The sequence below is a fragment of the Exiguobacterium sp. SH4S7 genome (assembly GCF_004336795.1).
In the GTDB taxonomy this organism is placed as follows: Bacteria; Bacillota; Bacilli; order Exiguobacteriales; family Exiguobacteriaceae; genus Exiguobacterium; species Exiguobacterium aurantiacum_A.
Map to the genome: position 1 here is coordinate 187,545 of NZ_SJUT01000003.1, position 13,617 is coordinate 201,161.

At 51.8% G+C, this 13,617-nt stretch carries 14 protein-coding genes; 5 read left to right on the plus strand and 9 right to left on the minus strand.

The features are described 5' to 3' along the window. Window positions 1-54 precede the first annotated feature (54 nt). From fba to EVJ29_RS07700, 3 genes are all read right to left on the minus strand, one after another. Window positions 55-909, minus strand: coding sequence for a class II fructose-1,6-bisphosphate aldolase (gene fba, locus EVJ29_RS07690; RefSeq protein ID WP_131464610.1), 855 nt, complete (start codon window positions 907-909; stop codon window positions 55-57). A gap of 155 nt (window positions 910-1,064) precedes the next feature. After that, window positions 1,065-1,427: a response regulator gene (locus EVJ29_RS07695; RefSeq protein WP_070328210.1), complete on the minus strand. Its 363-nt coding sequence runs from the start codon at window positions 1,425-1,427 to the stop codon at window positions 1,065-1,067. A 107-nt stretch (window positions 1,428-1,534) separates the two neighbouring features. Beyond that, on the minus strand, window positions 1,535-1,879 hold the full coding sequence (locus EVJ29_RS07700; protein ID WP_070328211.1) for a YxeA family protein: 345 nt from the start codon (window positions 1,877-1,879) through the stop codon (window positions 1,535-1,537). A gap of 111 nt (window positions 1,880-1,990) precedes the next feature. On the opposite strand from EVJ29_RS07700, the gene EVJ29_RS07705 reads away from it, so the two are divergent. Then, window positions 1,991-2,443, plus strand: a complete 453-nt coding sequence (locus tag EVJ29_RS07705; RefSeq protein WP_131468501.1) for a hypothetical protein — start codon at window positions 1,991-1,993, stop codon at window positions 2,441-2,443. Window positions 2,444-2,487: 44 nt separating this feature from the next. Here EVJ29_RS07705 and EVJ29_RS07710 read toward each other — a convergent pair whose 3' ends face one another. After that, a complete protein-coding gene (locus tag EVJ29_RS07710) occupies window positions 2,488-4,143 on the minus strand; it encodes a glycerol-3-phosphate dehydrogenase/oxidase (RefSeq protein WP_070328213.1) in 1,656 nt (551 codons plus the stop codon). A 257-nt stretch (window positions 4,144-4,400) separates the two neighbouring features. Here EVJ29_RS07710 and EVJ29_RS07715 point away from each other — a divergent pair, with 257 nt between their 5' ends. The 3 genes from EVJ29_RS07715 to EVJ29_RS07725 all read left to right on the plus strand — a co-directional run bounded on the left by EVJ29_RS07715 (window position 4,401) and on the right by EVJ29_RS07725 (window position 6,800). After that, window positions 4,401-5,516, plus strand: a complete 1,116-nt coding sequence (locus EVJ29_RS07715) for an NADH-dependent flavin oxidoreductase (protein ID WP_070328214.1) — start codon at window positions 4,401-4,403, stop codon at window positions 5,514-5,516. Window positions 5,517-5,780: 264 nt separating this feature from the next. After that, the gene (locus EVJ29_RS07720; protein WP_070328215.1) at window positions 5,781-5,993 is read left to right on the plus strand and encodes a hypothetical protein; all 213 of its coding nucleotides are present in this window, start codon (window positions 5,781-5,783) and stop codon (window positions 5,991-5,993) included. Between the two features lie 39 nt (window positions 5,994-6,032). Continuing rightward, on the plus strand, window positions 6,033-6,800 hold the full coding sequence (locus EVJ29_RS07725; protein WP_070328216.1) for a helix-turn-helix transcriptional regulator: 768 nt from the start codon (window positions 6,033-6,035) through the stop codon (window positions 6,798-6,800). Here the strand turns inward: EVJ29_RS07725 and EVJ29_RS07730 are convergent. From EVJ29_RS07730 to EVJ29_RS07750, 5 genes are all read right to left on the minus strand, one after another. Continuing rightward, window positions 6,792-7,346, minus strand: a complete 555-nt coding sequence (locus tag EVJ29_RS07730) for a GNAT family N-acetyltransferase (RefSeq protein ID WP_131464618.1) — start codon at window positions 7,344-7,346, stop codon at window positions 6,792-6,794. The two genes, EVJ29_RS07725 and EVJ29_RS07730, sit on opposite strands and share 9 nt — an antisense overlap. 42 nt (window positions 7,347-7,388) lie before the next feature. Next, entirely contained in the window at window positions 7,389-8,204 is an 816-nt protein-coding gene (locus tag EVJ29_RS07735) for a TVP38/TMEM64 family protein (protein ID WP_236633442.1), read from the minus strand. A 151-nt stretch (window positions 8,205-8,355) separates the two neighbouring features. After that, window positions 8,356-9,951 carry a CTP synthase gene (locus EVJ29_RS07740; RefSeq protein ID WP_070328303.1) on the minus strand — a complete coding sequence of 532 codons (1,596 nt, stop codon included), beginning with the start codon at window positions 9,949-9,951 and terminating at the stop codon, window positions 8,356-8,358. Between the two features lie 235 nt (window positions 9,952-10,186). After that, window positions 10,187-10,666, minus strand: a complete 480-nt coding sequence (gene rpoE, locus EVJ29_RS07745) for a DNA-directed RNA polymerase subunit delta (RefSeq protein WP_070328219.1) — start codon at window positions 10,664-10,666, stop codon at window positions 10,187-10,189. A gap of 89 nt (window positions 10,667-10,755) precedes the next feature. Then, window positions 10,756-12,066, minus strand: a complete 1,311-nt coding sequence (locus EVJ29_RS07750; RefSeq protein WP_131490245.1) for a hypothetical protein — start codon at window positions 12,064-12,066, stop codon at window positions 10,756-10,758. A 214-nt stretch (window positions 12,067-12,280) separates the two neighbouring features. Here EVJ29_RS07750 and EVJ29_RS07755 point away from each other — a divergent pair, with 214 nt between their 5' ends. Beyond that, window positions 12,281-13,576 carry a protoglobin domain-containing protein gene (locus EVJ29_RS07755; RefSeq protein WP_070328221.1) on the plus strand — a complete coding sequence of 432 codons (1,296 nt, stop codon included), beginning with the start codon at window positions 12,281-12,283 and terminating at the stop codon, window positions 13,574-13,576. Window positions 13,577-13,617 lie beyond the last annotated feature (41 nt).

The following is a 13,617-nucleotide window of genomic DNA, read 5'->3' on the forward strand; positions in this document are numbered from 1 at the left end:
TTTTTTCAACAAAAAAGCCAGTTCTCACGAGGAGAACCGACTGATGTGACAAGATTACGCTTGGTTGCTTGAACCAAACTCACGCATTTTACCAGAAACGACGTTGTAGATCGCTTCGATACCAGGTCCGATGACTTTACGTGGGTCATATACTTTCGAGTCAGTGTTAAGCTTCTCACGTACCGCACGAGTCCATTCTTGTTGGCACTCTGTGTTGACGTTGATTTTGCTGTGACCGAGCTCGATTGCTTTTTTGATTTGGTGCTCAGGGATTCCTGAACCGCCGTGAAGAACGAGTGGCGTTTTCGTCGCTGCTGCGATTTCTTCCATCTCTTTGAAGCCGAGGTTTGGCTCGCCTGCGTATTCTCCGTGTACAGAACCGAGTGCCGCTGCAAGAGCGTCAACTTTCGCTTCTTTAACAACACGGACACACTCGTCGAGGTCAGCGTATTGTACGCCGCCAACGACGCCGTCTTCTTCGCCGCCGACTGTGCCAACTTCCGCTTCAACTGAAGCGCCTTTAGCGTGTGCGTATTCAACGACTTGTTTCGTCATTTCGATGTTTTCTTCGATCGGGTGGTGTGAACCGTCGATCATAACAGACGTGAAACCAGCGTCGATCGCTGCTTTACACTTGTCGAATGAAGAACCGTGGTCGAGGTGGATTGCAACTGGAACAGTGATGTTGTAGTCGTGCATGAGACCTTCAGTCATTTTAACAACTGTTGTGAAGCCCCCCATGTATTTTGCTGCACCTTCTGATACACCGAGGATAACTGGTGATTTCTCGTCTTCCGCAGCGCGAAGAATCGCTTGCGTCCACTCGAGGTTGTTGATGTTGAATTGGCCGACTGCATACTTGCCTTCGAATGCTTTGTTAAGCATTTCTGTCATTGATACTAATGGCATAATGATGTCCTCCTCTGTTCGCTGTTGTGCACTGTGGGAAAAGTGACCCTGTGCAATTCGTTCCCATTATAACACACGTCAAAACTTGTGCCTATGCTATTCGCATATAGAAATGGCCCCGCGCAAGCGTTTACATATGTCATCTTCGTGACGATTCACTGAATGCCGAGCACTTCTTTCACTTTCTCGATCATGCCGTAAATATCGAACGGCTTCTCGAACTGAGCCGTGATCCCAAGGCGGCGCACTTCTTCGATTGTCGATTTTTCCCCAAATGCGGTCATGATCATGACCGGTGTGTCGATGTCGTTGTTCCGCATGTTCCGTAACACTTCATGCCCGAACATGCGCGGCATGTTCATATCGAGCAGCACCAAATCGTAAGTACTTTGTTCTAGCTGTTCCCAAGCGCTCAAGCCGTCCTGGGCCGTGTCGACCTCGATACCGAGGTTTTTAAACACTTGGGCGAGCATCAAGCGAATTCCATCTTGGTCGTCTGCGATTAACATGCGTGACATCTAGTTACCTTCTTTCCGTAGCTTCTATAGCTTTGTGCGATAATATAACCATACCAAAATCGTTTTCGTTTGGCGACGCGTCATTTTCTAAAAGATGGAAACGAGGCTCAGGTCCCCGCCTCCCCCGCTTGCTCCATTTTCAATTCAAAGGGAACGTCTCGTTCGTCGGCGATTTCATACGACGTCACCGTCCCTTCATCTTTCACGTACAATTGCAAAAAATCACCTTCTGCGAGCCGTGAGTCAGACGTGAATGTGAGCGAACGCTTTTTTCGTTCCTCATCATAGCCGATTGTCGTATACACATAGTCCGTCCCATCTCGCTCCGCCGTCTCCGCCTTCGGGATTTTCACATAATATGTATCCGCGAACAGACGGTCCAAATCGATGACCAACCATCCGGCAAAGACTGCGAGACAGACTGTGACGATGAGTACTCGGTTCCGTTGCATGTGCATCCCTCACTTCTATTGATCGCTATCTTCCAATACCATATATGAACGATTCCTAAACGCAACGCTTCTTGTTATACTCGACGTACAAGACATGATGGGAGACACGACATGAAGCATTTATTCGGATTTTTACTTTTTTTAGTGACGCTTGCCGGAGGTGTCGCCATCACGGCTGGGACGTTCGGAGAAGAGCCGTCCGCCGACGCGTATGAAGATGTTTATGAAGACGATATACCGCTCGCTACTTCAATAGATGCGGAATTAGAAGACGTGCCCGAGACGTTCAAACTCATCTCCGAGGTTTTCGACGAACCGATTTCAGCAGAAGACGTCGAGCGCATGCATCTACTCGTCTCCAATCCAGATTTAGACGAGGCGACCGTGCATCCGCTCGGTGAACTTGAAGTCACGTATGACGGACAGCCGACAACGCTCATCGTCGAAGCGGAAGTGTATCGCGAGGACGGAACGTATATTGTCTTCTATTTTTCGGGCGACGAGGAGATGGTCTTCGCAATCGATGATCGGATCACAGCGTACTATGAAGAATTAGGCATATGAAAAGGAACTTCGCTCGCTTGAGCGAAGTTCCTTTTGGTTTACGTTTAGTCGATCGTGACCGGGACGACGGCGAGGTCGATCTCTTTCTCGACTTCTTCCCGCTCCTCGGCGAGACGTGCATCCGACCATTTGAAGACATCGGCCATACAGCGCAAGACACCGTCTTTATAGTCTCTGACGAAGTCGATGTCGAAGAACATCGCCCCTGTCCGACGGACGAGGAAGTCGATGGCACGGACGACCGACTCTTCTTCGATGCCGTACATCAACTGCGCGTAGACGATCTCGGGCAGGTCATAAGCGTTCGTATCCATCCGCTCGACGACGCGATCGATGTTCGATCCGTAGAGACGGACTAACTGCTCCGCTTTCACGTCATCGAAACCAAGGTTTTTCAGCTCGTCTTTCTTCTTCGTCAAGAAGTCGTCAAAGCCGTTCGAACCGCCCACATGTCCACCCGACATCGGCATATGTTTCGTCCGTGAAGCGAGGAAGACGATGCCCTCTTCTTGTTTGAGTAGCTTCGCGACGAGATCGACGACCGTCTCAGACATCTTCCGGTAGCCTGTCAACTTACCACCGGCGATTGTGATCAGGCCGCTTTCCGATTGCCAAATCTCATCTTTTCGTGAGATCTCGGACGGGTCTTTGCCTTCCTCATAGATGAGCGGACGGATGCCGGCCCAGCTTGACTCGACGTCATCTTCCGTCAACGACACATCCGGGAACATATAGTGGATCGCGCCCAAGATATAGTCGCGGTCTTCTGTCGTCATGCGCGGATGCGCCTTATCCTTATCGAAGAACGTGTCGGTCGTCCCGACGTACGCTTTGCCGTCACGCGGGATGGCGAACACCATTCGGCCATCTGGTGTATCGAAGTAAGTCGCTTGTTTGAGCGGGAACTTCGATTGATCGATGACGAGATGAATCCCTTTCGTCAGACGAAGCATCTTGCCTTTATTCGAGCCGTCCTGCTCACGGAGCACGTCGACCCATGGGCCGGTCGCGTTGATGACTTTTTTCGCATAAATTTCATACGTCTTCCCGTCGATTTGATCTTCGACGTTCACGCCGACGACTTTGCCTTGCTCGTAAATGAGACCGGTCACTTTCGAGTAGTTTAAGAGGAGTGCGCCATGGTTCGCCGCTTCTTTCGCGACTTCGATCGTCATGCGCGCATCGTCCGTCCGATACTCGACGTAATAACCGCCACCGACGAGCCCGTCTTTTTTGACGAGCGGTGACTTCTCGATCACCTCTTCCGGCGTCAACATCAAACGGCGCTCCGCTCGTTTGACGCCGGCCAACAAGTCATACACCATCAGCCCGAGCGCTGTCGACAGCGGTCCGAACGTGCCGCCTTTGTGCATCGGTAGAAGCATGCGCTCTGGCGTCGTGACGTGCGGTCCGTTCTCATAGACGATGGCGCGTTCTTTCCCGACCTCGGCGACGAGTGCGACTTCGAACTGTTTCAAATAGCGCAAGCCACCATGGACAAGTTTCGTCGAGCGGCTCGATGTTCCAGCCGCGAAGTCTTGCATTTCAAGAACCGCCGTCTTCATTCCCCTTGAAGCGGCGTCGAGGGCGATCCCGGCACCGGTGATGCCCCCACCGACGACGAGGATGTCATGACGCTCACTCGTCAATTGTTCGTATCGCTTGGCACGTTCTTTTGCTGAGAAGTTTCTGATTTCCATCTTATTCCCTCCTATAATGAATCCGGTTCGTATAAACAAAGAGACCACAACAAAACAAGGCTTCGCCCTCTATGTCGTGGTCTCTCTGTAATCTCCAACCGGTTATCAACTTTTCTCCTGTATTATACCCTATTCTCCATTCTTCAACCATCGACCGGCTCACTAGACACGCAACCTGCCCGACCGAAAGCGTCACGCTCGCAATTTGAAATTCAGAAGACTAGACTTCAAAGTATCACTACGAAGGAGGAGTTTTCATGAAACGCATGTTACAATCTTTTCAATTTAAAAACGGCGTCGAGCTTCATAACCGGCTCGTCCTTGCGCCGATGACCCATTATTCGTCCGAGCCGACAGGTGAGGTTTCGGAGCACGAACTCGCCTACTATCGGAAGCGAGCGAAAAATGTCGGTCTCGCCATCACGGCGTGTGCCTATGTGACAGAAGACGGTAAAGGATTCCCGAACGCGTTTGGCGCGAGCGACGATCACTTCATCACCGGTCTCCGTCAACTCGCTGAAAGTTTGAAGGCGGAAGGTGCCAAAGCCATTCTGCAAATCTTCCACGCTGGGCGCATGTCTCCTCCAGAGCTCGTCCCGAACGAACAACCCGTGAGCGCAAGTGCGGTCGCACCCGTCCGTGAAGGTGCCGCCACACCGCGTGCCCTCGAGACAGAAGAAGTCGAGGCAATCATCGAAGCATTCGGTGAAGCGACACGCCGTGCCATCGAAGCCGGATTTGACGGCGTCGAGATTCACGGAGCGAACACGTACTTGATCCAGCAGTTCTTCTCACCGCACTCAAACCGCCGAGACGACCGCTTCGGAGGCGACGTACAGGCGCGTCTCACGTTCCCGCGTGAAGTCATCCGTTCTGTGAAAGCCGCGGCGAAAGACGCTGACGATTTCTTGATCGGCTATCGCTTCTCACCAGAAGAAGTCGAAGAGCCAGGTATCACGCTCGACGACACGGACGTATTGATCGACATGTTGCTCGAGGAAGGACTCGACTACCTCCACGCCTCGCTTTGGAACTTCAATATCGGTTCGATGCGCAACGAGAACGTGATGGAGCGCTCGATCGACCGGATCGCGAAACGCATCAACGGTGCCGTCCCGCTCATCGGAGTCGGACAACTTCAGCGCCCTGGTCAAGTCGAAGACGCTTTGAACGTCATCGACCTGGCCGCGCTCGGCCGTGAACTCATCATCGACCCTGACTGGCTTGAAAAAGTGCAAACGGATCGTGAAGATGAAATCGAAACGGCGCTCGACTTGAACAAGCAAGCCGAACTCGCTGTCCCGGCCCCACTTTGGAACGCCATCACGACACGTGCCGGCTGGTTCCCAATCAAAGACGAAGCAGTCAAATAAGCAAGCTGTCCGCAGACATAAGTCTGCGGATTTTTTATTGCGTTCGGAGACGAGACCGGAATGTGACACAAATAAGTCTCTTCAGACACAATTCCGTCACATTTATCATCTTTTTCACCACTCCTTTCGTGTTGACCTAACTTTCCAAGCATTCGCCCCATTCGTAAGCTAAGGACAGGAAGCGTTTCCTCATTGAGACCGCGGCTCGAGACCAATCATTCGTTCCGTCTGTCTGTTTGACCTTGTTTTGAAAGGGGCATATATATGACAAAAAAGCCGTTTGATCTCGATGTACACAACAAACAGCTTAATCAACATCACCAGCGCACAAAACAAGCGGCTGAAACGTATCGCAACAAAAGCAAAGAACTCGAACACCACCTCGAATCATCCACACGTTCCCGAGAAGAAGCACTCGCCAAAGAAATCGCCGAGCTGAAGCAGGCGACGATGCGAAACGCTCAACGAGACAAATGAACGATTCCCGATGGTACGATGAAAGAAGTGACTTGACCGGTGGAAAACAAAATCGAACGCCAATTTATGAACCACTTGCAGCGCGACAAAAACTTATTTGCTGACTTTCAGCTGCTCGATAACTTTTATGCGCTCGACCAACAGATTGTGAGTGCGCTCCGGAGCGCCCATCCGGTCCGGGCCGAGCAATTGCTTGAAACGTTGACGTTCGACCTTTTGAAACTTCCGGTCACGGATGAATATAGGAGTGTCCGCTTCTACTATCGCGGACTCGTCTATCACGTCATCCGCATGATCCCGGTCGACAACCCGAACGTCCAGACCGCGCTCACTTATACGAGTGCGCTCCTCATCTTGATCGACGAACTGACGACGACGCTCGACTTCATCTATGCCGTCCCGGTCATCGTCGATTCCTTGACGAAGATGATGGCTTTCTTGTCTCCACCCGTATCGACCAATCCGAACGTGACGACGATCATCCACTTGATCGAGGACCATCTGCAAGAACCGGCGTTATCGCTCCCTTGGATCGCCCAACGAATCGGTATGTCGAACAACTATCTGTCGGCCCTGTTCAAACAAGAAGTCGGGGAAAGTGTGCCAGAACGGATTCGCAGGCGACGGATCGATGCGTCGATAGCCGACCTGCTCGGTACGAATCTGCCGATTTGTGCCATCGGCGAAAAATACTGTTTTACCTCTTGCACGGCGTATATTACCACGTTCAAGACGTACAAGCAGATGACCCCGCTCCAATACCGCCAATTGTTTCTCACGTCTAAAAAGCGCGACGCCTCAACTTGAGACGTCGCGCTTTTGTTCGTCTTCCCATTCTTCCCGAAGCATGCCCATCCGAATCGAATCGTAACGCTCACCACGGACGACGCGGACGCGCCGCATCCGACCTTCGAGCTGCATGCCGATCTTTTCAGCGACGCGCACCATGCGCTCGTTCCCTGACCACGTCGTCAATCCGACCCGGACCGTCGAGAGCGTGTTAAACAGATGGTCGATCCAAAGTTTGAGCGCCCTCGTCCCGACACCTTGATTCCAGCGGTCTGACTGATGAAGGATGATCCCGACTTCGAGCCATTCCTTCCCGGCGTCCTCATAATAGTAGGACACCGTACCGAATACCGTCCCATCGACTTCGACGACCCACATGTCGTCACGTCCGACGTGGCGGTCCGCCTCCTCCTGATACGCATCATAACTTTGCGCGCGATGTTCAAAATACGGTGCGTCCCACCGTTTCCATTCGGGCGCCGCTTCTTTGTAAATCAATTCCCATAACCGTCCCAAGTCGCGCGCCTCGATCGGTCGAATGATCAGGTTCTCATCTCGATACATAATCTCTTCCTCTCCGTATATGCTCTTCACTCATTCGAGACGTCAGTTCGAATTCCCTTTTCTACGTTTGCGCCAGACGAGCGCCAAGATGACGAGGATCAAGCTCGCCGTCACCGAGACGACCGCGAACGGGCTCGTACCGGTCACGAACAATTCACCGAGCGTGACCGAATAAGCTAATCCGAACGACGTGACGAGCTTCGCTCCGGCTGCGATCATCACGAAACGTCCGAACGGTACGCGGCTGAATCCGGCCGCCAAACAAATGACTTCGTCCGGTAAGATCGGGATGATGAACAAAACGAGCAAGACACCGAGACCGTACTTGCCGACATAACGGTCATACGTCGCGAGCTTATCCGCATCAATCAAGTGCATGACCCGCTCCCGTCCGAACCGCGCGAGCCCGTACATGACAAGGATGCCGAGCGTCGTCGCGACACTGCCGATCATGGCCGCGCGCAACGGACCGAGGGCGACACTGCCGATCGGGACGCTGATCGCTTCCGGGACCGGCAACGCGATCGGCTGCAGGAAACTGAAGGCGGCGAACACCCAGACCGCATGAGCCTCATAACGTTCGAGCAGACGATCGAGCCCATACGTATCGTATAAGATGAGACCGAATGAGACGTAATAGATCAAGACAAATAATAAAAACAACGTGAATGTCACTTTCAACATCTGCTTCAAATAGACGCTCGACCCTTCACGGATCGACCGCAACAGACCGATCGATAGAGCCAACAGGACAACCCCGGTCCATCCGAGTTGATACGGCAATAAGAGTGTTGGCAAGACGACGAACGGCAATATGCTCAACGCGACTAATGCGACCCCATACCCCCAGTAAATCATGTTTCGTTCCCCCATGTGACATCGCCCTCTCCCCGTTCTACTCTTAGTTTACCCGGATTTAGGTGAACATGTATCCATCCTAAGCTGTTGAAGCGGTCAGTCTTTTGCCCGAGAAAAAAGGCCACGACCGAAAACGGTCGTGACCTCTCCCTCACTCTGCGAGTGCTGCTTGGATGAAATCGTGGAACAAGCGCTGCGGGCGCTCAGGACGCGAAATCAATTCTGGGTGGAACTGTGACGCGACGAACCACTTGTGTTCTGGAATCTCGATGATCTCGACGAGACGGCCGTCCGGGCTCGTCCCCGAGAACTTGAATCCTTCCGCTTCGAACGCTTCACGGTACTCGTTGTTGAACTCGTAGCGATGGCGATGACGCTCATAGACGAGCTCTTGGTTGTAAGCGGCGTGCGCTTTCGTGCCCGGCTCAAGTTTACAAGGGTAAAGGCCGAGGCGGAGCGTACCGCCGAGGTCCTCGATATCTTTTTGCTCAGGAAGAAGGTCGATAATCGGGTAGTTCGTCGTCGGATCGATCTCCGCCGAGTGGGCGCCGTCTAACTTCAAGACGTTACGGGCAAACTCAACCGTCGCGAGTTGCATCCCGAGACAGATCCCGAAGAACGGGACGTTGTTCTCACGCGCATAACGCGTCGCTTCAATCTTCCCTTCAATCCCACGCTCGCCGAAGCCGCCCGGGACGAGAATACCGTCGGCGTCGCCGAGAAGCGCATCGACGTTTTCAGCCGTCACCTCTTCTGCGTTGACCCAGTCGATGTCGATGTCGGCGTTGAACGCGTAACCGGCATGTTTGAGCGATTCGGCGACCGAGATATAAGCGTCGCGGAGTTCGACGTATTTTCCGACGAGCGCGATCTTCACTTTCTTCTCGAGGTGCGTGACCGTATGGACAAGGTTTTTCCAAGCCGTCATGTCAGCCGGTGGCGTGTTGAAGCCGAAGTAGTCGTTGACGAGCTGGTCCATGCCTTGTTTTTGAAGGTTGAGCGGCACTTCATACAACGTCGACGCGTCTTGTGCCTCGATGACCGCTTCTTTGCGTGTGTCGCAGAAGAGGGCGATCTTTTCACGCATCTCTTCCGGGATATCATACTCGGTACGGAGCACGATGATGTCCGGCTGGATTCCGTAACTGCGGAGCTCTTTGACGCTGTGTTGTGTCGGTTTCGTCTTCATCTCGCCAGCTGCGCGAAGGTATGGGACGAGCGTACAGTGAACATACATGACGTTCTCTTTGCCGATGTCGTTCTTCACTTGTCGAATGGCCTCAATGAACGGAAGCGACTCGATGTCCCCGACTGTTCCACCAATCTCTGTGATGACGACGTCCGCGTTCGTCTCGCGGCCGGCACGGAAGACGCGGTCTTTAATCTCGTTCGTGATATGCGGGATGACTTGGACCGTCCCCCCGTTATAGTCACCGCGACGTTCTTTTTTCAATACCGTCGAGTAGATGCGCCCCGACGTCACGTTCGCGTTTTGCGACAAGTTGATGTCGATGAAACGCTCGTAATGTCCGAGGTCAAGATCGGTCTCGGCGCCGTCGTCCGTGACGAACACCTCACCGTGCTGGTATGGGCTCATCGTCCCTGGGTCGATATTGATATATGGGTCAAACTTTTGAATCGTTACGTTCAAACCTCGGTTTTTAAGCAGACGTGCGAGTGAAGCGGCTGTGATCCCTTTACCGAGTGAAGATACTACCCCACCTGTTACGAAAATATACTTTGTCATCATCATTCTCCTCTCTTGAATGCCCACATCGGGAAACGAAAAACAAAAAAAGCAAAAGTGCCCCCACTGACATGGGGGACACTTTTGCTGCATCGTACGTGCTAAACTAGCCCATGACTAATTTACGTCAGAGACGATGCAGTCGTCAAGTTATTATTTTTTTCTTGGTCACGTGTGCCAAAAAAGAAAAAGAGACACGCCTAGCCGGGACAAATGCCCGGCTTTTTGCGGTCTCTTATAAGTCGTCCTCGTCTTCAAGGTCGAGGTCGTCGTCTAAGTCGTCGTCCTTGAACTCGTCAAGGTCTGGTACTTTTTCAGTTTCATCATCCGCATCAAATTCAGATGCATCGAAATCTTCACCTTTAGCAAAGACGTCAAGGTCGTCTTCGATGTCGACGATGCCTTCGTCCGTCTCATCGAGATCTTCCTCAAACTCGTCGAGCTCGCCGCGTTGGCGTGCCTCGATGACGAGATCTTCGTCTGACTTATCGAACGGATACCAAACACGAAGCGCCCAACGGTTAGCTCCCAAGTTGACGAATAGTCCGTCGATGTTCATGTCCGTGTAGAGTTGCGCGATTTTCTCGAGCTCTTCCTCTTCACTTGTGAACGTATAGTTTTGTCTGATCTGCTCGCGGATTTCATCAAATGAAACTGGTTGCTCCCCAGTCTTTTGAAGAATTTCGTAAACAAAATCGATCAACGATTTATTCATTAAAGGACACTCCTTTTCCGTCACTAGTTAAACATCACTCCTCATTATAAACAAAACCGATATAAAAAAGCTAGAGGAAATTATTTCGGTTACGCTTGATTTTTATTGACGCGTTGCCAATAGATTGTAATCAATCCAACGTTAAACAACCAAGTCAGACCGAGTACCCCCATCATCCAGCCGCGAGGAATTTGAAACGACAGCTCGGCATTGACTGTCTGTCCAACGTAGAGACCATAGCTTAATATTCCGACCATCAAAGCGGAATAGGCGACGACCATGCCAAATCGTTTCCATAGTTGAAGCAGTAACGAAGCAAACTCTTTGTTGTCTCCATAGTATTCATATAAGTAGACGTGCCCGGCACTTGAGTACATCGTTTGAACGTAACCGCTCACGAACAGGACGGGAATGAACACGAGCGGTTCGATGAAACCTAAGAAAAACACCAGAGATGAGACGAACAGGACGAGATAAGGACGGCGAGCCAACTCGAAAACGCGACTAATCAATACCCAACCGATAACCCCTGCCAAAAATGGGACAAATACATAGAAGAGGAGTACTTGAAACGAATATAGGGCGAGACTGACGAATACGGCACCGATCAATGTCCATCCCCCGAACAAGCCGACGACGAACGCAAGCAATTGGACTTGTCGCGTCCTAGTCGCGCTGACGTATGTTCTCGTCCGTTCTTGGAACAGAACCCAGCCCACATATCCTAGTAAAATGACCATCAACAAAAATATTTCAATGTAGCCTCTCGTTCCTTCTAACAAACTAAGAAGACGGCTCACTAACGTAAATAATGTGACGGCGATGAAGGCGCCCACAAACTTTACCGTCGTCAATGTCCAAGTTGCCGTTTTTTGGAGTGGCAATTTTCTCACGAATAACCATGGCAGGACGAGGCTGACAAGGAATAAGATGACGGCCCCGTTGTAAGATTGGGTGAGCGTGTATGAGAATGCGGCGATCCACGCAACGAGTGCCAATACGAGCGGCAATGAACTCCCTTTGTCCTCCGTCGGTTCTTTTGGTACAGACAGTTCACTCAGTTGGGACAAAATCGTCGTCATGATCGACCCGACGCCAATTGAGCCGACGCCGACTAAAAATGCACTCAACTCAACGGCCCATTCAAACGGCAACAAAAAGCAGATCAGTCCGCCGACCAGTACCCATAAAGCAATCAAAAACGTCTGTTTCGACCCGAGACGACCGATGACATAAACCCACAACAATAGACCCGACATACTCGCGACATAAAAAATCATGAATGGGATTAAACCCCCGGCGCCTTCTTCTAATGCCATGACTGACAAATACAAAATTTGCGGGAGGATTTGGCTGCTGAGCGCACTCACGATGGTCAACAAAACAATAACGTTTTTCATGTGCGTCCCCTTCTTTCTTAGCGAACACTTACACAAATGCTTCTTTGAATCTTTTCCCCGGTTTCGCGACTGAATAACAATGACTCAAAATTATCCAGTTCGCTTAGTCGCTAAGAATAAAGCGATTACACATCCACCCCTTACTTTTTTCACAACTTAGCCGATATAAAGGAGACACCTCTATTCTACATATGATGAAAAAGGAGATTTTTGAATGACACTCTTCCGTAAACCGAAAAAACCTGATTATACCGCATCAATCGCTTTCCCTGACGCAACGACCATCGCACAACCATCAGACAAACGCCTGAGCGGACGCGCGCATTATATGGGCTATACGTCGACTCAAGTCGAACGACTTCAAGCGATGGCCCCACTCGTCGAATCCGTGCTTGATGACGTGTTAGAAAGCGTACTCGACCATTTGATGTTGCAGCCTGACATGGTCAAGATCGCCAACGCTTCATCGACGCGCGAGCGTTTGAAAAAAGTATTCGCCGACTACTTCCGCAGCTTGTTGACGGGTCGGATCGATGAGAAGTTTCTCGCCATGCGTAAACGCATGGGACAGACACACCATAATTTCTCGGTACCGGTCGTCTGGTTCCTCGCGACGTATTCTGCCTTCAACACGTTGCTCGTCCCGAAAATCGTCGAGCACTATCAACACGACCCGGCGGCGATGACCGAGTCGTTGCTCGCGTTGTCTCACGCGATGAATTTAGACGCTCAAATCGTGACCGAGCAGTACGTCGACGCCAGACTCGGTGAAATCGAATCGGCAAACGCGGCCCGGACCGACTTGTTGACCGATATCGGTCGTGTCAGCACAGAAGTCGCGACGACGATGGAACGGACCGGCGCCGCCATGTCCGAGACGAGCGACCGGGCCCACCAAGTGTTGTCTGAAACCGAACAGACGGAGAAGATGAGCCGTCACTTGATGGAACTGACGCAAACGAACGGCAAACAGATCGAGCAGATGGAGACGGAGTTCACGCAATCGGCGACATACGTCGACGCCTCGCTCGAGCGCATCACAGCACTCAAAGACGGCTCGCAAGAGATCGTCAGCATGACCCGCAGCATCGAACAGATCGCCAACCAAACGAACTTGCTCGCGTTGAACGCCTCAATCGAAGCGGCCCGGGCCGGTGAGCACGGCAAAGGCTTCGCCGTCGTCGCGACCGAAGTCCGGACGCTCGCCGAGAACGCCAAACAGCTCAGCAGCCAGATTAACGTACTCATCCACGAGAACGAGACGAACATCGCAGCCCTGCTCGACCAGATGGGACAAATGCATCGGACGAACGACGAGGCGATGCGTCAGTTGAATGCGGTCAAAGTCGGCTTCTCGACCGTGAAAGACGAGATGGGCAACTACGTTCTCTCATTCGAGCGCAACAAGCAAGACCTCGGACAGATGGTCGAGACGATCTCAGCCATCAACGAGACGACGCAAGGACTGTCTCACCTCACGTCTTCACTGCTCACAAAATCCGAAATGTAAGTAAACGAAATCCGGGCCTGGTCGCTGACCAAGCCCGGATT

Bases quoted from the DNA above. Each gene is read 5' to 3' on its own strand.
- fba (WP_131464610.1), bottom strand. From the start codon at position 909: ATGCCATTAGTATCAATGACAGAAATGCTTAACAAAGCATTCGAAGGC.
- EVJ29_RS07695 (WP_070328210.1), bottom strand. From the start codon at position 1,427: ATGTCACGCATGTTAATCGCAGACGACCAAGATGGAATTCGCTTGATG.
- EVJ29_RS07700 (WP_070328211.1), bottom strand. From the start codon at position 1,879: ATGCAACGGAACCGAGTACTCATCGTCACAGTCTGTCTCGCAGTCTTT.
- EVJ29_RS07705 (WP_131468501.1), top strand. From the start codon at position 1,991: ATGAAGCATTTATTCGGATTTTTACTTTTTTTAGTGACGCTTGCCGGA.
- EVJ29_RS07710 (WP_070328213.1), bottom strand. From the start codon at position 4,143: ATGGAAATCAGAAACTTCTCAGCAAAAGAACGTGCCAAGCGATACGAA.
- EVJ29_RS07715 (WP_070328214.1), top strand. From the start codon at position 4,401: ATGAAACGCATGTTACAATCTTTTCAATTTAAAAACGGCGTCGAGCTT.
- EVJ29_RS07720 (WP_070328215.1), top strand. From the start codon at position 5,781: ATGACAAAAAAGCCGTTTGATCTCGATGTACACAACAAACAGCTTAAT.
- EVJ29_RS07730 (WP_131464618.1), bottom strand. From the start codon at position 7,346: ATGTATCGAGATGAGAACCTGATCATTCGACCGATCGAGGCGCGCGAC.
- EVJ29_RS07735 (WP_236633442.1), bottom strand. From the start codon at position 8,204: ATGATTTACTGGGGGTATGGGGTCGCATTAGTCGCGTTGAGCATATTG.
- EVJ29_RS07740 (WP_070328303.1), bottom strand. From the start codon at position 9,951: ATGACAAAGTATATTTTCGTAACAGGTGGGGTAGTATCTTCACTCGGT.
- rpoE (WP_070328219.1), bottom strand. From the start codon at position 10,666: ATGAATAAATCGTTGATCGATTTTGTTTACGAAATTCTTCAAAAGACT.
- EVJ29_RS07750 (WP_131490245.1), bottom strand. From the start codon at position 12,066: ATGAAAAACGTTATTGTTTTGTTGACCATCGTGAGTGCGCTCAGCAGC.
- EVJ29_RS07755 (WP_070328221.1), top strand. From the start codon at position 12,281: ATGACACTCTTCCGTAAACCGAAAAAACCTGATTATACCGCATCAATC.